This is a genomic window from Chryseobacterium sp. SORGH_AS_0447, from assembly GCF_030818695.1.
In the GTDB taxonomy this organism is placed as follows: domain Bacteria; phylum Bacteroidota; class Bacteroidia; order Flavobacteriales; family Weeksellaceae; genus Chryseobacterium.
This window is the reverse complement of the sequence record NZ_JAUTAR010000001.1, coordinates 3796398-3818869: the sequence shown is the minus strand read 5'-3', so window position 1 is coordinate 3818869 and position 22472 is coordinate 3796398. Positions and strand designations below refer to the sequence as shown.

Genomic DNA, 22472 nt, shown 5'->3' with positions numbered 1-22472 from the left:
AAAAAAACACTGCTATGTCTAAAAAAGGAGTTTCAAAAATCTCAGGAAATCCTGCCCCGAAAGTAGGAGAAAAAACGACCTATATGGTCACCGACTGGTATCCTTCTACACCGGCCGATGAGAGAAATCCTGCTGCAGTAACATGGGAACTTTTTAAAAAGCGTTCCGACGGAAGTTTTACGACAACAAACATCAAAAAAACGCGCGACGGCAGTTTCACTTTCGGCGAAGTGGCGGCAAAAAATACCTACCGCCTGGAAGCCTATCTTCATGAGCCGGAAGGGAGCGGCCCTACAACCCTTGATATTACACCGCAGCCTGCAGGTATCCCAAAGATCAATAAAGTAGAACTCCGGTATGTAGACGATTCTCCAGGAACGGTTTTCAGTTATACCGAAAAAATGGTGGCCTTAGCGCATTGCGTAAATCTTACCGGCGAAAAGCTGCTTTTTACCCTTTGGGAAGACGATGCTGCCGGTGAAGGCCACAACAGCAAAAATAAATTTGTGGACAGCAAGCAGGCAGTCGTCGGCAGAACAGGAACAGCTACGGCTGAATTTGTTCTGACAAAAGCCCTGATGCAGAAAGCGGCACAGGGCGAAAGAGATCCTAAAGAACTGGAGTTTTATGTTACCGTAGAATATTATAAAGATAAAAAACACGCTTCCGATAACAGATCCGTTAAAAATCCTGATTATAAACCTCCGGTGCAGCAGCCCCAATCAGCTGCTCCGACGAAAGGTAACGCTCCGGCCCCTGCTTCAAAAACACCGCCTAAAGCAGCCGGTTCACCTGCCGCCGCCAAACCTGCTTCCCAAAAAGAAGAAAGCGGCATCATCGATTCCATCACCGAAAGTGTAAGAAACAAATGGAACGAGCTCTGGGACTGGGCCGAATCCAAGGGCACTGTAAAACCGGATAAGAAAGCAACTTCGCCTAAACCGGAAGGGAAAACGACGAGTGTGGTGGAAGGTACAAGAACAGAAGGAGTTATCGATGTGTTTTTTGCTAAGGAAGAGTTTACTATACAGACAGATGAAACGGCCGGACAACACGAGTATAAATTTAAAAGCGATAATAACAATATTGATAAAGATAAAATTGCTGCCATTATCAAATCAAAGATAGATCCGGCAGTGAAAGCAGAAAAAAAATATACTAAGCTGGATAATATTAAAAGCACACTTACCAAAAATTCTTATAAGAAAGATGAAGTATTGCAAATTAATTTATTTAAGCTCGGTCCTGAATTTGTGAAAATAAACAGTGTTCCGATTGGTGAAGAAGTATATGTAGTTGCTAAAACTTATTTGCTTGATGGGAAAGAGGTGACCATCAATATAAAAGAAAAGGATGCGTTATTTGTAGCGAAAGATGCTGATCTGACGGTTTTGGAAGCTAAAGAAAATGGGAATGAAATAACGGTCCTTAAGGCTGTGGTGCAGAAAAATACGGCAAAAATTAAAATTAAACTCAGACCTAAAGCGGATGAAAAGCTTGCCGAATGGAGAGAAAAATTAAATGGGGTGAAAGATGGCAGCCATACCTATATTTTCGGGGGAAATAATGCTACTGCTACGGATAAACAAAAGCGGGATGTAGCAAAAACCATTGCGGATAAAATAAAATCTGAATTGGCAACTCAAAAAAAGATCACGAGAATTGAAACTATTGCAAAGGCTTTAACGAAAGATGCTTATGGTAAAAATGAGCAGGTAACTTTTGATGTTTATAAAAATGTTACCGAATATATTTGGTTAAAAGCAGAATGCAAGGGAGATATAAAAAAACATACCGGTGACTTTCTGAAAAAAGACGGAGCCTACTTTATCATTACCAAAACCAAGCCTGTTATTTTCCCGCTGCTGGTGAAACCTGAAAATGATGAAGAAAAGACCTGGGGTAAAAATTACTACTGGGCTGCAGATCAGGGAAGCAATATGACTACTTTCAACTCCAACAGGAGCAGTGGGCGGAGAAAGCATGCCGGAAGAGATCTGTATACCCTGCCTAAAACTACAGTCGTTTCCATTGCAGACGGAGTAGTGCTTAAAACAGCCCCTTTTTATGCGCAAACCGATTATATTGCCGTGCATCATACTACGAACGACGGCAGGGAATTTATAATAAATTATGGAGAAGTAGATCCCGGTACCAAATTGGTGAAAGAGGGAGATAAAGTAACCCAAGGACAGAAGCTTGGGGTAACAGGTCATCTGCAAGGGATCACGGTTATTGCCGGCCAAACGATCTACATGATCCATTTTGAGCATTATTCAGGATCTTTAGGATTCGATATGGATAAAAACCATATCCTTTCAGGAGACAACAAATACAAAAGAAGAGGAGATCTCTTGGATCCGTTAGACATTCTGGAAGAAGGATATAAGAATACATTCGGAGAAGATCTCGGTGATGGCGAGCTGTTTACTGTAGAAGATGGTAAGAAAGCAATTCAGGATCTCTATAATGCTTACAAAGACAGCAAATGGAATTGGAAATGGGAAGGCTCAGATAAAGAAGTCGAAGTTACCGGTAAGCAGCTTGTAACGATAGTTGAAAAGATGTATCGTTTAGAAACAAGCCATTTCAAGTCCAAACAATATCAGCATTGCGGAACTGGTGGTATGGAAGTCTTTGGAGATGCACCTTATTACGGATGGGATCAGAATCTCTTTACAGAACAGCCGGTAGGTACCTGGAGTGCTTTCGAAGGAAAAGGACTTAGCGGTGCGGGCGGTAATGCTCAGGTGACCGATAGAAAAAAAGAATTTGTAAAGCTGCCCTCAGTACTTTCAGGAATGCAGTATAAAGCAAAATATATTATTAAACATAACGGAAATTATGCAAGATGGTTCAATGCTTCAGATACAACGGCACAAACTTCGTATCGTACTTCTTTACAAAATATCAGAGCAAGATTCATAAACGAAATCGCACCTGACTAGCTATGAAAAATATAATAAATACTTATATAGTAAAATTAGCAGTATTCTGTTCTTTAATACTATTATCAGGTTGTAACAAAACTCAGCCGCAACCTCAGCAGCAAATGCTGGCAAAAGTAGATACGGCGTTACAACCGAATACCAAGCCTCAGAAAAATGAAAAATATTCCTGTCAGGATCTCCTGAAAGAACTTATCTTATCCAGCAATCTGAAAGCCTTAAAAAAGTTTAAGGAAGTAAATGTAAGAAGTGAAAGTATTTCAGCGGATAAAATTACCATTGAAGTATATGCAAAAGAGACTTCGGATCGAACAGGGGAGCTGCGTACCGTTGAGAACACTGTAGCTTGGCTGGAATTTATTCCTGAAAGTAAAAAGCTCTATGACATTACGGCGGATCCCGAGTCACCGGTTACTCTGAACTATGATAAAAGTATTTTTACCCGTCATTCACTTTCTGAACTATGTAGTCTGAAAACAGCTAAGTCTGTTCAGCGAAAAGCGGATATTTCCTGTAAAGAAATTTCCGGCGAGATGGCATCGGGGCAGGAATGTATTTTATCCTCAACAACGCTGTTAGCGGCGTACAAAGATCTAATCGATCAAAGTGCAGTAAAAGATTCAAAATATCTTCCAAAGAAATTGCCTCAAAAAAATACATCCATTGAAGTCAATCAAAATGGATTAATGAATATTGATTTTCAAATTGCTGCCGGTAAAGTAAGCATTGAGATGGGATATGCCGGAGGTATTACTGATGTGATTCTTCAGCAACAAGGAAATAATGTGAAGAGAACCGTGATGTACAATGCTAATTGATCCAAAAATTCAAATTCAATATTTTGTTGAATAAAAACAAGGATTTAATCCGATATTAAATTTAAAACAAAAAATATTTTCGGATTAAAATTTATGGTATTTTTGATCAGACAATCAAATTCAAAAGCAATTGTATGATCAGAAAAAAACTTATGGGTCTGTGTTTTTTAACCTTACTTTCCGTGGTTTCGTGTAAAAAAAACGAATCAAAATCTAAGCGAAGCAGTACGGATTCTTCTGTTGTTACACAACCTTCAAATAAAGATCAGGATTCCGTAAAAACCATATTGCCCGAAACTTCTGATGAAAATAAAAAAAGTTCGGACTCCACAATAGTGAAAGCCGAAGTGTCCAAAAATACGATAGAAGGTAAATTTGTGGCCGCAACCTGCGATGGCGGAAGGTTTTCAATTGAGCTTAAAAATACGGAAGGTAAGCCCACCTTTAAAATTCTGGACAAAGGAAAAATAATAGCTGCCGGCAATGTATCCACCGAAACAGATGAAAAAACAGGAGAAATCACTGAAATTGCCATGGGCGAAATCGGAGGCCTGTATGAAGGCGATAAGATCATCATCCAGAATTATGGAAACGCAATGAATGAATTTGACCATTTTACCCAATGCGGCGACAAATACCTGGAATTTACAAAAAGTAAATAAGCTGTTTTTTAATCCGAATTATTGCCTTTGTAACGTTTTTGTTATGATTTTTCACAGCAATCTTTGCCATTAACTTTTGCTGAGCAAAATGCTATTGCGGACAAAATAAAATTCTTGTAAAACAATGTAGACCTTGAGAAAAAATTAAAAAGCAATGACTTGACAAAGGCAAAACAATTTTGCGAAGTGAAAATTTTGCTCTAAATTAGGTTGAGCCAAAACAAAAATAATATGACCATTCATTTTATCCTTTCCGGAGAAACACTGGAAAGCATATCTGAAGAAATTCATCTCGAAAACCCAAAATACCTTAAAGAATTTCACAATGCGCATTGTGCAAGGGAAGACGTTATCCGCGATGCTCTTATTCCGGGCAGAAAACTTTTGATTCCCAGTATCGCTAAAATCAGGGAATACAAACAGCCGGAACGATGCTCCTTTTAAACACCCTAAGTTAAATCCGGAGATTCCCTTTCATCCTGAAAATTTCAGCAGGATATTTTCTGTGGTCAGTAAAGAAACCGAAGATAACGGACTGGAAGAAAAAAGCAATACCCTTACGTATACCGTTTCGCTGAAATGGCTTCGAAAAGAAGAAAACGATCACATTTTTCAGATTTTTAAAAATAATTTTTCAGAAGGGAACGGCAGCATGATGGCTGATCTCGCTGCAGAATCGATCCGTTCCCTGAATCCGGTTGAAGTAAAAACCGACTGTAAAGGCAATGTTATACAGATAGTATTACCACAGGAAACCATTAGGAATTTTAATAACATAAAAGAAAGGCTGACCGATCTTTTCCCGGATCCTTATGCAAAAATTTATCTTGATGAATTTGAAACAGCTGTGCTGGACCAACGCCTGTTCAGCCGCCGCATGAAAGAAGATACCTTTATTAAAACCTATTTTGCAGCTCTTAGAAACGGCTTTGCCAACGGAAAATCATTTCTTAAACAGTCGATTGGTGAAGAAAACATTCAGATCGATGTTCAGCAGCGGGTGGAAAGCCCGGATTATGATCGGGAAATAATTCTTCTTCAGACGATTGATCAGCCGGAAGAAGACCGGAATTTTACCGGGAAATATACGGTAGATTCAGATTCCGGTATGGTTAAAGAGACTGAAATCCGGTACCATATATCCCTTTTTGGTGTTAAAAATACCAGTTTTCTTACAATAAAACACCTTACCTAAACCCTTTTGTATCAAAGGATATTAAGGAAATATTAAATCTAATATCGTAGAATTACGACATCAAATCGTAGAATTACGACAAAAATTAAAATTCAGAATTAAAAATTTTCAGAAAAATATCCGCCGTTTTATCTTTGTATAACAATCACCGAATCACAAAATATTATTAACGATTAAAATTTACAAATCATGGCAGCAAATTCAAGAGGAATCTTAAAATTCAACGGTGGAGAGGGTCAGAAATTATTAAAGCTGAACTACAGCGTATCACGATCTACGGACGTTTCCGGTAGAGTAGCATCAGACCCATCCAATGCACTGATCAAGCTTACCGTAGAAGCTACTGAAAAATCAGACATTCTGGAAAGCTTACTGAACGGAAAATACAAGCCTACAACAGGTGAAGTTACCTTCAATAAATCTCACGAAGAAGGTACCCTTATTACCCTTTCCTGGGAAAACGGCTACGTTATCCAGCACGAAGTGGAATTCGACGCGGTGGATGACAACAGCATGCTCATCAGCTTCGTGGTAAGCGCGGAAACAATCAATTATGGTAATTCGGCTTACGAAGGTCTGTGGCCGTCAGCATAAAAACGGATTGCGTATAAATAACATAGTATAACAAAGACTGTCCCTGTAAGACGGTCTTTTTTTAACCTCATCAGCGAAAGTTATGGTATGCATCGGATAATATTGGTATGTCACATTCTTAAGACATATCTTCATATTTTCTAAAAAAATCAATATCTTAGTAGACAGTAAAACTCAGCCGGTTATGGATTGATTTTTGCTGCATTTCAGCGGGTAAAGCCGATGAATACACCAACATCACACAGAATATTAATTTGAGAAAAATACACAATGGGAGTACTAGTAACCAACGAGACGGTAAAACAGCTTTTTCATATTGCACAATCGATCGCGAAGGAGAATTATAACGCAACCTATGGAGCACCACATATCCTTCAGGCTTTAATGCACAAAGACATCGGGCTCAACGAATTTCTGAAAAGCATCGATAAGGATCCGGGATATTTCTATGAATGGGCAGATGTGCGTATAGAGGATTATCCCAAAACCACTCATTTGCCTGATGAAGTACGCGAAGACGATTCTGTAGACGACATTGTGGAAGAGGCAGATGATATCCGGTTAAAGCTTGGACTGGACGAAATTACCCCAGTGTGTATCCTGACAGCAATTGTGAAGCCTCAGGTTGCCTTTACGCTGCAGCAGCTCAAATCTCTGCCGTTAAGGGAACATGAGATCTTTAATTTATACAGAAAAGATACACCCTACGAAAGTTCCGATAACGCTGAATTTTCTTCTATCTTTTCAAATGGCTCGGACTATTCGGATAATTCCTTTCCTTCGATTAAAAGTTATTGCGTCGACCGGACCGCCCAGGCCAGAAAAGGCGAAATTGAAAATATCATCGGAAGAGATAAAGAATTGAGGATGCTGGTTGAGATCTTATGCAGGAGAAGCAAGCCCAATGTGATCATTATCGGCGAACCCGGCGTTGGAAAGACTGCATTGGTAGAGGGTTTTGCCATAGAAATCACCAAAGGAAATGTTCCTGATATGCTTAAAAACGGGACGCTTCTTGAGCTTGATACCGGAGCCTTACTAGCCGGAACTTCTTACAAAGGCGAAATTGAGGACCGTCTGAAAAAAGTAATCAATGAATGTAAAAAGATTGAAAAAGCCATTCTTTTTATTGATGAAATTCACACCTTGCTGGATCCGAAAGGAAGCATCGGAAACGTGGCCAATTTATTAAAACCTGAGCTGGCAAGAGGGGAGATTACCGTTATCGGAGCAACCACCCAGGAAGAATACCGGAAGATTATTGAGCCGGAGCAGGCCTTCAACCGACGTTTTGAGGTGCTGACCGTAAATGAACCGGATGAAAAAACCTGTGTTAAAATGATTGATGTTCTTTTGGATGGATATAAAAAACACCACGGTATCGAAGTGGAAAAAACAGCCCTTCCGGAATGTGTACGTCTTGCAAAAAGATACGCCAAAGGAAAAAAACTTCCTGACGCTGCCATTGATCTGCTGGACCGTACGATGGCCGCCATAAAAATGCTGGATGAACTCTCGGAGAAAGAACTGGAAAGCTGGAAAGCGAGTTATGATGAAATTTTAAAGGAAGAATTTTTTGAAGAAAAAGATAAAGCCGATGAACTGATCTGGACCTACAACTTACTGAGTGATAAAATCAGTCCCATTTTGTGGGGATCGTTAAGTGAACAGCCGCAGATCGATAATTCAATGCCGGTTGAGCAGATTCAGAAAATCATTGAGGATACTTATGCGGAACTATTACAGCATGCTTCCGTAAAAAGAGAGAAAGTAGACCGTCTTGAATTAGCTGCCGTAATGGCTGCCAAAACCAATATTCCCATCGGGAAAATTCAGGCGCAGGAAAAAGAAAAGCTTCTGAATATGGAATCTCTTCTGATGAACAGGGTCGTGGGCCAGGACCATGCCTTGAAAATTCTATCGGATGCCATTGTTGAAAACCGCAGCGGACTGAATAAACCGGGACAGCCGATAGGTTCCTTCTTCCTTCTGGGGCCTACCGGAACAGGAAAAACCGAATTGGCCAAATCCATGGCAGAACTGCTTTTCAACGATGAAAAAGCCATGGTGCGATTCGATATGTCGGAATTTAAAGAAGAACATTCCGCGGCCCTCTTGTATGGAGCGCCTCCGGGATATGTAGGATACGAGGAAGGCGGAATGCTGGTGAATAAAATCAGGCAGCAGCCTTATACAGTAGTATTGTTTGATGAAATTGAAAAAGCGCATCACTCCGTATTTGATGTCTTTTTACAGATCATGGACGAAGGAAAAGTTCATGATAAGCTTGGAAAAGAAGGTGACTTCAGCAACGCGCTGATCCTGTTTACCTCCAATATCGGGAGCGAGGAAATTGTAAAGCAGTTTGAAGAAGGGAAAATACCGGAATCAAACTCATTGATGCAGATTATGTCGAATTCAGGACGTTTCAGACCGGAATTTCTGGCAAGGATTACGGAAATCATTCCGTTTGCACCGATCACGGAGTCGATTGCGGAAAGAATTTTTAATATTCAGCTGAAATCGTTACATACTTCCTTAACCCGACTTGGAATGAGCTTACAAATCAGTGATGAGGCAGTGAAGAACCTGGCTTTAGGAGGATTCAGCAGCAAATACGGGGCAAGACAGATTTCCGGCGTCATCCGTTCCCAGCTCGCAAGGCCGATTTCCAAAATGATCGTAAGGGAAGAAGTAAAGCCGGGCCAGACCATCCATGTAGACTGGAATTCCGAAGAAGAAAAGATTGCCTGGAAAGTGGATTGATTTTCACAAAACTTAAAATAATAGGTTGAAAAGCCTTTTATCATGTAATTATAAAAAAATGAAACCAAATCTCAGAAATATCATATGCACGGCCATCTTGCTTTTGGCTTCACCGTTTGTGAATGCCCAGTTTCTGGCGGCTTCCGATACCTCGGAAAACAGCGTGAAAAGATACCGGAGCATCATCAATGCCAATAAAGAAATCGTAGATTTTATCGAATATTCTCTGGTACAGAAAGGACTGCCCAGGCATTTGAGAAACCTGGCCCTGATCGAGTCCCACTTCAACAGGAACATCACTTCCGGAGCCGGAGCAGTCGGTGTCTGGCAGTTTATGACCGCTCATGCCAACCAATATGGTCTTACGGAACAAAACAGGAATGATTTGTACAAAAGCACTAAGACAGCAACCGTTTCTCTGGCCAACCTGTACAAGAAATACAACAACTGGATCACGGTAGTGGCAGCCTACAACTGTGGAGAAGGGAATATTGCAAAAGCGATGGCGGCAGCTAACTCTTCGCAATATCATGTTTTTTATAAATTTTTACCGGAAGAAACCATCAACCACGTTAAAAAATACCTGAATGCATGCTATGCTACCGGAGAACTGCAGAACGTGCTGAGCAACTACAATTCATCCAGAATGAATACCGTATTCTTTGTAAAAGGGGGAAGCGGAAAAGACAATTCCCAGCTGGCCGAAACAGATATTAATGCAGGTTTTAATTTAAATATTATTGCAGACGAACTCGACGTTGACGTGGAAAAGCTCCTTTCGTGGAATCCCGGAATTAATGATGAGCTGAAGCAGAAAGGGCAGAGCATCTTATATCTTCCCACCGATCTGATGCCCGATTTTTTACTCAGAAAGACGAAAATCCTTTCCAGATCCGTTAAAGAATCAAATACACCAACGATCAGGCAGTAGCCTTTTGAAATCATGTTTAACCTATCCAAATCACAGGAAATATGAAAACAGAACCACAAGATATATTGAAAAGCCCTTCATTCCGTCCTTCACAGAATGCCGACGGAATCTCCCAGAACCACCATACCGGGATCAACAGGCTGGTAAAGCTTTCCTTGGTCATCGAAGGGAAAGTTATAAAATATTATAAGCATTTCAAACTTATTCAAAGCGCAAGGCGACATCATGAATTCAGTGTAACGCTGGCCCATGACGCTTTGGGCGGACGGCAGACCCACACTCTTGAAGAAGCCAATAAATTTCTCGGGAAACGTCTGACGGCCGTTATTTCCTATAAAGACATTGATAACAGTCCGGAAAGAACTTTTGTAGGCGTTATTACAGGAGTAGGATTTAGCCAGGAAAAAATGAGCCTCGGAAATATTGTGCTTACCGGCTACAGTCCGACCATCCTGCTGGATGGTGCTCCGCATATCCAGAGCTTTGGCGGCGCTTCGCCCGTCAACATGGGGATCATTGCCACTGAAGTGATTAAGCAGGGGATCGATCCCAGCCGTTTCGACATAAGAGTGGATACAAATAATTATTCGCAGATTATTTACAGCAGTCAGTATGACGAAACGCATTACAATTATCTGGCAAGAATGGCCGAAGCGTATGGCGAACAGTTTTATTATGATGGGGAAGTCCTGCATTTCGGAAAGCTTCCGCCTCAGAATAAGCCAATCAGATTAACCTACGGCAGCAGTGCCAATGATATCAGGGTAGAATTAAAGGCGGTGCATACAAAACCGCAGTTTTACGGATACAACAGCAGTAAAAATGAAAAATTGACATCGGGCGAGACACCGATTCAGCATGTAAGCGACCTGGCAAAAACGGCTTACGCTCATAATGAAAAAATATATAAGACCCCTGCTTTACAGGTAGCCCCGATTAAAGCATCCACCCATCTCGATGTGGAGTATTCGCAGAGAAGTACGGCAGGAAGCGAAGCCGTTAACGTATTTTCTCTTTCCGGAAATACAACCGTTCCTTTTCTTCATCCGGGCTGTGTCGTGGATGTTCAGATGAGAAAAGTAGACAGCAACGAGTCGGATTACTTTACCCGGATCATGGTTACGGAAGCCTCTCATGAAATAGATACCATTGGTCATTATACCGGAAGCTTTGAAGGAATTGCTTCGGATACAGGCTTTATGCCGAAACCGGAATTTAAAATGCCGAAAGCAGAACCGCAGATCGCTACTGTAATTTCAAATGCAGACCCGGAAGGGCAGGGAAGAGTCCAGGTACGGTTTGATTGGCAGACGAATGACACTACTCATTATATCAGAATGATGAGCCCGGATGCGGGAGGTACAGATCAGATTACCCAGAATAGGGGATATGTTGCGATTCCGGAAGTTGGGGACCAGGTTATGGTGAACTTTGTACACAGCCATCCGGACAGACCTTTCGTAATGGGCGGAATGTTTCATGGTGGAGTCGGTCTCGGCGGCGGTATGGATAACAGGGTGAAATCCATCCAGACCCGAAGCGGTCACCGGGTTGTTTTTACTGAGGACGAAAGCATCATCATTACCGATAAATCAGGCAACGAAATTCATCTGGATACTACCGGAAGCAATATTACGATTACAGCCCCCGAAACAATGACGTTTAACTGTAAGAATATGAACATCAATGTCGGGATGAATATGACGACCAATGTTGGAATGAATAAGTCTGATACTATTATGGTGAATCATACAGAAAGTGTGGGTTCTATGAAATACCTTTCTACCGGCGCGGATTTTATGACCAATGTCGTGGGAAGAATGAGTCATTACGTAAAAGGTGATATGGAAGTTTATGGGGAAAAAGAACACAAGCTCACTTCCATGAAAGGTGTAGAAATCAACAGCGAAGGAAAAGTAGAGCATCACGCAGAAAAAGAAGTTCAGAACAACAGTGGCGAGAAATCCAAAAATCACTAATTGATCATGAGCATTGAATATATCGTAGAAGGAAAGGCGGTTATCCGCACCAGCGGAGATTACCGCACGTATGCCAAAGAAGGAATCGTGCACAACAGCGTCGTTTCCGTAGAGCAGAAAGGCAATGAAACCGGCGTAAGCTATAATCCGGCGGAAAAGATTAATCCGAACGATAAACCTGTCAACACCATTGATGTTACATTAAACCTTTTTTTTGACGGAACCTTAAATAACAGGACCAACACGATGGCCGGCAGCCGTCAGACTTCGCCCAAAGGGAGCTATGCAAATGACTTCAGTAATGTAGCGAAAGGATATGATGCTATTGATCCGAATGCCCAGAATCAGGTTGCTTATTATGTCGAGGGAATCGGTACCGTAGATGAAAAATCTGATAATGATACGCTGGGACTGCCGGTACGCGGCGCAGGGATGGGACTGAATGAAAGAGGAGTAAAAGGAAAAGCGACTAAAGGTTGTGTAAAAGGAGCCGAAGCCGTTCAGCGGAAATTTCCGGGTAAAAAAATCGATGTACTTACGGTAAATGTTTACGGATTCAGCAGAGGAGCCGCAGCGGCCCGTCATTTTGTGCATATTGCCAGTACAACAGCCAATTCGGATATTATTTCAGATAAGCAGATTATGGTTTATCCGCCTGCATTCTATGAAAAATCGGATGCAGAGCCGATGCCTTCGCAATACATTATCATCAATGATCCTGACTCACCTTTGCTGAAATACGGTTATTTTGGAGCTTGCCTGATCAATGAAAAAGTAGAAGCAAAAACCGTACGGTTCAATTTTATAGGATTGTATGATACCGTTGCTTCATATGGGATAAACCATAAAGGAACTTCTGTATTTGGCTTAAGCATTATTGATGATGACTCCAAGCAATTGGGGCTTAACGCTGTAAGAAATGCTTCTTTCGTACTACAGCTGGCTTCTTCGGACGAATATCGGGACAATTTCAGCCTCACCAATATCGACAGTGCCGGAATTCGCGGATTACAGCTTACCTTACCCGGAGTACATTCCGATATTGGTGGTGGATATGTAAATAATGATCCGGAGAATGTGCTGTTGTATGCAGAGGTGAATAGTGACAGCGAATGCAAAAAGTTCAGAGAAATATTAATCGAGGAAGGCTGGTTTAACCCTGAAGAAATCAGTATAGAATCTAAAGTAATTCCATCGCGGGTCACCCTTATAAAATATGAGCTTTGGGGAAGGAGAAAAAAAGTATCAAATGAATACGATAAAGTTTCTCTCGAACATATGGTTTATTATTCCAAACAGTTTAATGTAAAATATGATGAGGGCTTGTTAGGGGATTACAAAATCAGAGATGGTTTTATTAAAGAAATAAGCAATAAACTTATCGGCGGATATATTGCTCCATGTAATAATATAAGAAACCAGTATGTAAATGATTATAATTCCGGAAAACATCCTTCAGCAGGAGAATATATAAGTAAAGTAAAGGGTTACTCTTATCTTGATTCTGGAATTGATATTAAAAAGCTACGCAACTCATACCTGCATTGGTCGGCCAATCTGGATTCTTTTGGGATGGGACCGAGGATATCCGGGCCGAGACCTGCCGCAGAACGCAAAAGATATATATTAAATGGATAAATGGAAAAATTTTATGGTTGCCTTGGGCATGCTCCAACTTGTAAACTGTCAGGATATAAAGAAAAAAGAGATGCCTATGCCTAGTTATGATGTACAGATCTCGCATCCATGGAATAATTATATGATTACTCCGGTGGAAGATAAAATTATTACTTTGGAGGGTGTCCCTTCCCATCTGCCTTATGGTAGCTCATCCGGAACCTGGGGTGATTCAGGAAAAGGTTTTTCGGAACAGGGAGGAACACCGATAGGAGCCGATATTGTTTATTTTTCAAGGTACGAAGATAAATTTTACCACCTGAAAGCGGATTTTCCTAAAGATAAAGTATTGTCCCTTGTACAAAGGGCTTATTCCAATAATGAATCTGATTCTTCCGACGAGCCTCTAAAAGAATTTATCAGTATTAAAGATGAACCGGATTATTACGAAAAATACAACAAGTTCGGAAAGTCCTATTATAAATTTGCAACCCTTGTTTTCGGATTCGCTCCGAAGGGGATGGTTGTAGTCTGGTTCCGCTACGGTTATGTATCGGTACAACTCGGGGAATTCCAGGCTACGGAAGTAAAAGATGACAAAAAATACGCGGATAAAATGTTTGCCGACATTTCGCAGACACGGGAGGAAATCAAACAGCGCATGTTTATGCCGGATGCTTCGCCCCAGAAGTGGAAAGAGTATCAGAAAAGGTATTCGTGGGCTCCTTTCATTACTTCAGAAAACAAAGCTTTCCGCTTATTCCGAACACAGTCCGAATATTACAATGGGGAAACGGAAATTATGCTTCGTCCCTGGGGAATAAAGCCGCCGGTAAAAGAACGGGCTGTTCCTAAGGAGATGTCTTTCTTCTGGGAAACCGGAAAAGGAGAGGCTTTTGAAGGACGCGCATTCTTTAACTGGGAAAAAGTTAATGAACAGTTTCAGAGAGCAGGCAAAGATTTTAAGATGGATTTCAAAATAGCACCGGACAACAACAGTATGCAAATCATGATCGATAATCAGCCGGTACCGGTTGACAGTACAAGGATTTACAAAAGCGATTTTAAGTTTAAAGAGTCTTATAAATAATATGATCGTAAAATGATGATTAAATGGCTACCCGTTCTTTTTAAGTACTTTTCGCAAGTGTTTGCGGTTAACTAAAATTAGAATGATTATTAATTTTTAAAAGAATAGATTTTTAGATGATCCAATTCGATCTTAAAAAATTCCGGTAGATTAATTACCGGAATTTTTTATTTTAATACCTGTTTAAAAATGTTAATAATTGTTAAATTTATCTAAATTTAATTATAATATTTCTCTTAATTGTGTAAAAAACATGCCTTTTAAATTGTATTTAAAAGGTATTAATTTATTGATTTTAATTTACTTATGGATTTTATTATTTCTAATATCGTAGAATTACGACATCAAATCGTAGTATTACTACAAAAGATGAAATTGCACTTTAATTACTTTCAGGTTAAAAATAAGAGGTCTATCTTTGACTCAACAAATCAACCAAATCACAAAATATTAACGATTAAAATTTACCATCATGGCAGCAAATTCAAGAGGAATCTTAAAATTCAACGGCGGAGAGGGTCAGAAATTATTAAGGCTGAACTACAGCGTATCACGATCTACGGATGTTTCCGGGAGAGTAGCATCAGACCCATCCAATGCACTGATTAAGCTTACCGTAGAAGCTACTGAAAAATCAGACATTCTGGAAAGCTTACTGAACGGAAAATACAAGCCGACTACAGGTGAAATTACTTTTAATAAATCCCATGAAGAAGGTACTTTAATTACCCTGACATGGAACAACGGATACGTTATCCAACATGAAGTAGACTTTGATGCCGTAGACGAAAACAGCATGCTGATCAGTTTCGTGGTAAGTGCGGAAAGCATCGATTACGGAAATTCCAATTACCAGGGTCTATGGCCTGGAGGCAGCAACTAAACCTTACAATCATCTTAGTAAAATAAAATTGGTTACAGAATAGCATAGCTCATTAGAGTAGCTATTCTGTTTTTTTTTGAAATCAGATTATTTCATGAATTCAGCCGCATCCATAATCTATTGGGTTGTGCTGAAACTTGATTAATAAAAATTTATCGAATAATACTCTTTGAATAAATTTTAGCCGTAAATAAAACACATCAAATCAATTAAAATTACAAGCATGTTTAAGGATGGCAACAATCCGAAAATCCCTGTTCCTTCAGGAAAATCTTCTATCCCTACACCATTCGAAGGGTTAAAGGAGACAGCAGCAGATCAGGCCGTAAACAGGGCTGCTGAAAAAATTCAGGAAAATACAAACCGGACGGTTCAGCAGACTACACAGCAACTTACGCAGGCACAAGCTTATACCGGAATGGTTTCCGGGGCTTCTGGAATGCTGATGAATCAGAAGATGCAGCATAATACACCTTCTGTGGTAGAAAATAAAGTATGGTCCCGCCAGCCAACGTCCAAAATACATAACGCCAAGGCACTTCCCGAAAGTCAGATCCATGGCATCAACCGTGTCGTGAAGCTCTACATTATTATAGAAGGAAAGGCAATAAAGCATTTCAAACATTTTCAGTTGAAACAGAGCGCTACCCGGCATCACGAATTCAGTCTGATGCTGGCACACGATGCTTTGGCGAATACGGAAAACCATAATCTTGACGAAGCACAGAACTTTTTAGGCAAGAGAATTACCGTCATCTTTAAATACAAAGACGTCGAAGAAGGTCCGGAAAGAAGCTTTGTCGGTGTTATTACGGAAGTGGGATTCAGCCAGGAAAAGGGCAGCCTGGGAAATATTATGTTAACAGGTTACAGTCCTACTGTTCTTCTCGACGCCGCTCCACACATTCAGAGTTTTGGCGGTACACAGGAAATCAGCCTCAACAGTATCGCCGATCAGGTAATAAAAGAAGGTCTGGGGCAGGGAAAGTTTGATTTCAGGATCGATGCCCGGCACGGCAATGTGTCCTACAGTTCGCAGTATGAAGAAACCCATTATAATTACCTGGCCCGAATGGCAGAAGCCTATGGTGAACAGTTTTATTATGATGGTGAAGTGCTCCATTTCGGAAAGCTTCCGCCGCAGGAAAAACCTATAAAGCTTACCTACGGGAGCAGTGTGAATGATGTAAAGATCAGGATGAAGGCACAGCATGTGAATCCAAGCTTTTATGGCTACAACAGCAGCAAAAATGAGCGGTTAGTGACCGGAAACTCAAAAATAAACCACGCCTCAGACATCGCGAAAAGAGCGTATGAAATTTCAGAAAAAACCTTTACTACTCCTTCTCTAAGGGTAGCTCCTATAAAAGCCTCATCTTTTATGGATGTTGATGCTTCACAAAAAGGAACGGCAGGAAGCAAAGCTTCGGAAGTTTTTGTGACCTCCGGTACAACCACGGTACCTTTTCTTTACCCCGGATGCCCGGCAGACCTGGAAATGAGGAAATCGGAAACAAACGACACTTCCTATTTTACAAAGATCCTGATGACAGAAGTCTGCCATGAAGTGGATGCCCGCGGTTATTATACCGGAACATTCGAAGCGATTGCCGCAGACTGTGAATATATCCCGCGTCCCGAATTTGAAATTCCGAGGGCCGAACCTCAGTTTGCCAAGGTGATTTCCAATACCGATCCGCTGAATCAGGGAAGGGTTCAGGTTCAGTTTGACTGGCAGAATGGATCGTCTACCACAGAATTTATTCGCGTCATGACCCCGGATGCGGGAGCCAGCGATAAAGTCAGTAAAAACAGAGGATTCATGGCGATCCCCGAAGTTGGAGATCAGGTAATTGTCAATTTCGTACACCAGCATCCCGACCGGCCGTTCGTCATGGGCGGAATGTTCCACGGCCAGGTAGGCGGAGGCGGCGGAACCGGAAACAATATCAAAAGCCTGAGCACCCGGAGCGGCAACAAGCTGGAACTTAATGACGGTGAAGGTTCGGTATTCCTTACCGATCAGGGCGGCGCCAATATGAAGTTTGACGGGGCGGGAAATGCTGTTACCAATGCCAATAATGATAAAACCGTAACCGTTGGAAACAACAATATGGTCAAGGCGGGAAATACAAGTATGATCAACGTTGCAGATGCATCCGTTCTTCAGATGGATAAAGCCGGAAATGTGTCTTTAACGGCCAATACAGAATTTAAGATAGTCGTCGGAGCAAGCACAATTGTTATTAATAAAGATGGAAAAATTACCATCAACGGCAAGGAAATCATTATGGATGCAACAGAAAAAATAACTGCTTCAGGCTCAAATGAATTTAATATCGGAAGCAAGAAAACCAATATTGCCGGTAAAACGGAAGTGAATATCGGCGGGCCGAAAGTGAAAATTAATACCTGATTCAAAAATGGAAAAGGATAAAACCTTTAAATATAATACAGAAATCATAGGAACTACAAAAGTTCATAGTGTAAAAAGTGACTATAAGATTAGAATTAAAAATGAAATCACTTATAAAGGTTTGGAAGACGATCTGTACCGGTTTAATATTGTGGAATCATTATATGCGCTGGACGATTATGAAGATCCCATCATGACGCAGATTGCAGAAATGACCAACAGGATATGCAGTATCTATAAAGAAATCGAAATAGGAATAAATGCAGAGGGTATAATTGAAAAAGTATTTAACAGAGATCAGATACGAGACAAATGGCAGAAAGTAAAAGCCTGGCTTACCAATGCGCATCCGCTGGAATCTTATGAGGTTATTCGTGCTAAAGAATTTGAGTTGAGCAATGAAGAAATGGAGATCAAAAATATTCGGTTTATTCATTTTCTGCATCAGTATTTTTTCATTTTCAGGCAAAGTGTTGACAGCGGAGGTACGAAATATATTAAGAAAAATGAAATGGACAGGTTCGGGGCAGGAGTCGTAATTCCGGTCAATATCAATTTAAGGGAAAAGGATCTGGAAAACGGAGCTATTGAACGAAACTACGAAGGAAAAATGGTTCGTGACAATAAAGTGATTGAACGGCTGCGACAATTTACAAAAGACAATTACATGCATCCTGAATATAAAATGACAGGAAAATATGTTTATGATAATATTACATTATTAGAGTCTGATTTTACCATTACCGAGGAGTTGGGCGAGTTTTATTACAACCATTCCTATCTTCGGCTAACTTTGGAAGAATAGATTATGGAAGAACAGTATCTCACCGAAAAACATTATCTGGTCTGTAGCAAAGGGATGGCTCCCAAACAAATGAAAGTTACGAGCCAGAAAACCACGTACATGAGTGGTCATTTAGCTGCTACGGAAGAAGATACACTAAAGGATAATAATTTTTTGTGTCTCGGGAATGTGGCGTTCATAGCAGGGGCGGCTGCGGGAATCTGCTGCTGTATTCCGGGACCGGGCTGGCTTGTTGCTGCGCTTATTGCAGCAGCCATTGTAGCTGCGATAGCCGTTGGATATATAAAATGTAAATCTGCTGCTACACAAAGAATCTGGACCAAACAATCCCCTGTCTTGGAGATTTATGGGAAAAAAGCACTTACGCTATTTTCGGTCATGATGTGTCCGGTAGAAGGGGGAACTATTACGCCAAAAGAAACCGTTTGGGAAGCGTGGGGAAGTGCAGCCTTAACGAATCTCGGTCACGTTGCCAATTTCGCTTTTGGTTTTTTGGCAGGAAGAGGCTTGGGAGCTATGACCATGGGAGCCACCTCTGCTGCAGGAGGTGTTTCTGCACTGGCAACCAGGCAGGGGGCAGCTACTTTTGGAAGAGAATTCGGACGGCAATTCGCCAATACTGCTAAAAAAGAGCTTATTGAGCAATTTACCTTTAAAGGTTTTATGAAAGCGCCTACTTTTTGTAAGATCATGCGAGGGCTGGGAATTGGAGGAGCATACTATGAGCAGTACAATATCTGGAGCAGCGATCAGGATACCTTGGATAAATTAAAAGAAAGCAGTATCGCCCTGATTTTGAGTGTCTTTGCAGCAAAAGGGGCGAGCCTGGTTTGTTTTCCCGCTGGTACAAAAGTACATACAGTAAATGGGTTGGCTGATATTGAAAATTTATTTGAAGGAAATTTAGTATTGACGTATAATGAGTTAACGAAGGAACAGGAGTATAAACCTATTCTTAAAAAACACGAAAGGTTTACTTTGCAGATGCTCACCATCGAATTACCGACAGGGGAGTTTGTAAGAGTAACCCCGGAGCACCGTTTTTTCTGTAATGATGAATGGATTGAGGCGCGAGACCTGCAGCCCGGTGATGTATTACATTTAAAAGGAGGAGACTATACCACAGTAATAAGCATAGAAACTTTGCCACATTATGAAAAAGTTTTTAATTTTGATATTGAAGGAAACGAAAATTATTATGTGACTGAAGATGGAATTTTAGTGCATAATGGGTATAAGCCTGAAGCTGGAACTCCGGAACATAAAGCCCAGAGGTGGGAAGATTATCAGGCAAGGGGCGGAGAATTAAATTATAACGATTGGAGCAAGAAATATGAGGTTGCCATTCAAAATGCTAATAAAGGAAATGCCGCCGCAGATGCTTATCATAAAGAGATTGGATGGGGAACAAGGGAAGCTACAGTAAAAGTAGACGTAAACGGACAAACGGTTAATCGCAGATTAGATATTGCAGATGTAGAAAATAAAATGGGTGTTGAGGTTAAATCGGGTAACTATTTTTCGAGAACAGAAGAAATTATGTACGAAATTCAGAGAGATAAAGCATTGGTCAGAAAAGGCTGGGATATTGAATGGAGAATTGAAGGAGGAGCCAGTCAACCACTTCTTGATGAGTTAAAAGCAGCAGGAATTACAGTTTCACATAAACCTTAAATAATTAATATGTCATACACAAAAGAAAATTTTCAGGATTGGATATTTTATATTGACGATAAAATGGATTCATTTACTGAAGAATTTGCGAAAAAAAACAACTTAAATCTGGATTACAGTATAAAGTCGCTTGATGAATTGGAAAGCTGGATTATCAGTAATTTTAATGATAGATTAGAATTAAAAGAAAATACGGAACTTTTGGATTTGTTGACTATTTATATCGGAGAAACCTTTCGTAAACATATTGGCGGAAAATGGTTTATGGATACCGAAGATAAGACAAATGCTTATTTTATGATGCCTGTTCTTACAAGCCCGGATTATATAGGTGAAAAATATATTGCGCCTCTTACCTTTGCTACTGCATGTATTTCAAGAAAAAAAGGAAACTACATCAGCACAATCCTTAAAAACTGTATGGAAGACATGGCAATTCCGGTAAAAGAATAAAAATTGCTGAAAAAGTTAATAAATGTTATAAAATTTTAATCAAAAAAGAAATTCCGTATCTTTAAGTTACTTAAACTAAATCAAACTTAAAAGTATGGAAGCCTACAATTTTGAAACGGCCATCAAGCCCTTTTTCTGGGTAGCCTCAGACAAAACTTTTTCAGTATGTTTAAACGCCGGAACCTACAAGCCCGAAATCTTCGAATGGAGGAAAGACGAAGGTTTCGAAGGCAATGGGGATGACTGGGCCTCGCTGGCGAAAATCTTCATTGAAGAAAAAAGGCCTGATCTGGCGGAAGATGTCAAATTCGACCCCGAAGCCGATATGTTCTGCGCTTATTCCGAAAACCCGGACCGGCTAAAGGAATTCATCACCGAGTTCAGAAAGACCTGCGAAGATGAAGTGCAGATCCAGGACCTCTTCCTGAAAGCAGAAATCGATTAACCAAAATACCAAGACCTCACCCGGGGTCTTTTTTAACGGAAAAACCCCCGCAATTACACATAAACATTATTTTTAGCTACTGGCACTGGCTACTGGCTATCGGCTGTTAACCATTTACTATTGACAATTCACTATTAACCATTCACCATTCACCGCCCACCATCCACCAATACCTATTTTCAGGAGCTTTTTCCGGCTTTCACTACTCGCTTTTTTACGCCTGGCCCGGTCCTTCCGTAAAAAGAGCTCAGACAGGCCGCTCAATCCGGGCTAGGGCAGAAGACCTCCGGTTGTTTGCCTGGACTTTTCAGGAACAGCGGGATTTCTTACTTTTATTAAAATATTAAAAATTTAGAAATGATCAGAACTTTTCTTTTATTTATTGCCCTGTCCGGAATATCTGTTTCCTTTAAGGCACAGACGAAATCTTTTCTCTACCAAGGAACTGTCGACAGTAAAATGCCGGTGACCCTGTATCTTCAGGAAGAGGAAAACGGTTGTGGAGCAGATCCTTTTTACAACGGAATCTACAGGTACGATCAAATAAGCAACTGGCTGCAGCTCAGCATCTCCGGAAACGGTAAAAACCAGTACGCGATGGTGGAATACGGTTTTACAGGTCTCATGATCCTGAGAAAAGAAGGAAACCTGATGAAAGGCATTTGGATCAGCCCAGACGGAAAAAGACAGCTGCCCGTAATCCTTCAAGAGCAAAAGATCGGTCCGAAACAGATTGAAAGCTACAAAGACATGCTGGAAAAAATCAACTACGAAAACAATGACTGTTGATAAAAAAAGGTATTCTCCAAAAAGATATCAGGACCAAATGACCAACCCAACACTAAAAAGATTGACATTTGCCATAATAATCCCTGTTGTTGATTTTTAAAATCCGTCTCATCTTTGATAAAATCTCCAACGTTAATTCCGGCCAGCCCCAAAGGGGCGGTTTACATCAGCATCGGGTGCAACCCGATGAAAATTGAATCATCACATCCAAATATTTGTAATTTCCAAAACAGATTTATCTTCAGTTAGTATTTCTGCCTTTAACGTTAGGTCAGCCCCAAAGGGGCGGTTTACATCAGCATCGGGTTGCAACCCGATGAAAAAATCAACGTCAAAATATAAGACCAGCACAGAAAGCGTAACATCTTCCAGCATGATGCAAATCCTGAATGTAAACCCACACAATA

Annotated in this window: 19 protein-coding genes; 18 read left to right on the top strand and 1 reads right to left on the bottom strand. The window is 40.7% G+C overall.

From position 1 onward, the window contains the following. Nucleotides 1–14 precede the first annotated feature (14 nt). The 18 genes from QE422_RS17305 to QE422_RS17220 all read left to right on the top strand — a co-directional run bounded on the left by QE422_RS17305 (nt 15) and on the right by QE422_RS17220 (nt 22065). Nucleotides 15–2948: a peptidoglycan DD-metalloendopeptidase family protein gene (locus QE422_RS17305; RefSeq protein ID WP_307461195.1), complete on the top strand. Its 2934-nt coding sequence runs from the start codon at nt 15–17 to the stop codon at nt 2946–2948. A 104-nt stretch (nt 2949–3052) separates the two neighbouring features. After that, a complete protein-coding gene (locus QE422_RS17300) occupies nt 3053–3766 on the top strand; it encodes a hypothetical protein (RefSeq protein ID WP_307461193.1) in 714 nt (237 codons plus the stop codon). Nucleotides 3767–3900: 134 nt separating this feature from the next. After that, complete coding sequence (locus tag QE422_RS17295) at nt 3901–4428, top strand: hypothetical protein (protein ID WP_307461191.1); 528 nt, start codon at nt 3901–3903, stop codon at nt 4426–4428. Between the two features lie 231 nt (nt 4429–4659). Then, on the top strand, nt 4660–4872 hold the full coding sequence (locus QE422_RS17290) for a hypothetical protein (protein ID WP_307461188.1): 213 nt from the start codon (nt 4660–4662) through the stop codon (nt 4870–4872). Nucleotides 4873–4933: 61 nt separating this feature from the next. Then, nucleotides 4934–5623, top strand: coding sequence for a hypothetical protein (locus QE422_RS17285; protein WP_307461185.1), 690 nt, complete (start codon nt 4934–4936; stop codon nt 5621–5623). A 189-nt stretch (nt 5624–5812) separates the two neighbouring features. Further along, nucleotides 5813–6217 carry a type VI secretion system tube protein TssD gene (gene tssD, locus QE422_RS17280; RefSeq protein WP_294287597.1) on the top strand — a complete coding sequence of 135 codons (405 nt, stop codon included), beginning with the start codon at nt 5813–5815 and terminating at the stop codon, nt 6215–6217. A 270-nt stretch (nt 6218–6487) separates the two neighbouring features. Further along, the gene (locus QE422_RS17275; protein ID WP_307461179.1) at nt 6488–8983 is read left to right on the top strand and encodes an ATP-dependent Clp protease ATP-binding subunit; all 2496 of its coding nucleotides are present in this window, start codon (nt 6488–6490) and stop codon (nt 8981–8983) included. A gap of 58 nt (nt 8984–9041) precedes the next feature. Further along, complete coding sequence (locus QE422_RS17270) at nt 9042–9914, top strand: lytic transglycosylase domain-containing protein (protein ID WP_307461176.1); 873 nt, start codon at nt 9042–9044, stop codon at nt 9912–9914. Nucleotides 9915–9955: 41 nt separating this feature from the next. Beyond that, nucleotides 9956–11893, top strand: a complete 1938-nt coding sequence (locus QE422_RS17265; RefSeq protein ID WP_307461173.1) for a type VI secretion system Vgr family protein — start codon at nt 9956–9958, stop codon at nt 11891–11893. A gap of 6 nt (nt 11894–11899) precedes the next feature. Further along, nucleotides 11900–13531, top strand: coding sequence for a DUF2235 domain-containing protein (locus tag QE422_RS17260; RefSeq protein ID WP_307461170.1), 1632 nt, complete (start codon nt 11900–11902; stop codon nt 13529–13531). Between the two features lie 76 nt (nt 13532–13607). Next, nucleotides 13608–14600, top strand: a complete 993-nt coding sequence (locus tag QE422_RS17255; RefSeq protein ID WP_307461168.1) for a DUF2931 family protein — start codon at nt 13608–13610, stop codon at nt 14598–14600. A 472-nt stretch (nt 14601–15072) separates the two neighbouring features. Next, a complete protein-coding gene (gene tssD / locus QE422_RS17250; protein WP_307461165.1) occupies nt 15073–15483 on the top strand; it encodes a type VI secretion system tube protein TssD in 411 nt (136 codons plus the stop codon). Nucleotides 15484–15706: 223 nt separating this feature from the next. Continuing rightward, a complete protein-coding gene (locus QE422_RS17245) occupies nt 15707–17899 on the top strand; it encodes a type VI secretion system Vgr family protein (RefSeq protein ID WP_307461162.1) in 2193 nt (730 codons plus the stop codon). Nucleotides 17900–17906: 7 nt separating this feature from the next. After that, nucleotides 17907–18704 carry a hypothetical protein gene (locus QE422_RS17240; protein ID WP_307461160.1) on the top strand — a complete coding sequence of 266 codons (798 nt, stop codon included), beginning with the start codon at nt 17907–17909 and terminating at the stop codon, nt 18702–18704. A 3-nt stretch (nt 18705–18707) separates the two neighbouring features. Beyond that, nucleotides 18708–20378 (top strand): polymorphic toxin-type HINT domain-containing protein, encoded by a 1671-nt coding sequence (locus tag QE422_RS17235; protein ID WP_307461157.1) that lies wholly within the window; start codon nt 18708–18710, stop codon nt 20376–20378. A 9-nt stretch (nt 20379–20387) separates the two neighbouring features. Beyond that, nucleotides 20388–20831, top strand: a complete 444-nt coding sequence (locus QE422_RS17230) for a hypothetical protein (RefSeq protein WP_307461155.1) — start codon at nt 20388–20390, stop codon at nt 20829–20831. Between the two features lie 94 nt (nt 20832–20925). After that, on the top strand, nt 20926–21276 hold the full coding sequence (locus QE422_RS17225) for an immunity 51 family protein (RefSeq protein WP_307461152.1): 351 nt from the start codon (nt 20926–20928) through the stop codon (nt 21274–21276). 357 nt (nt 21277–21633) lie between these two features. After that, nucleotides 21634–22065: a hypothetical protein gene (locus tag QE422_RS17220; RefSeq protein WP_307461149.1), complete on the top strand. Its 432-nt coding sequence runs from the start codon at nt 21634–21636 to the stop codon at nt 22063–22065. A gap of 201 nt (nt 22066–22266) precedes the next feature. Here QE422_RS17220 and QE422_RS17215 read toward each other — a convergent pair whose 3' ends face one another. Then, nucleotides 22267–22440: a hypothetical protein gene (locus tag QE422_RS17215; protein ID WP_307461147.1), complete on the bottom strand. Its 174-nt coding sequence runs from the start codon at nt 22438–22440 to the stop codon at nt 22267–22269. Nucleotides 22441–22472: the final 32 nt, after the last annotated feature.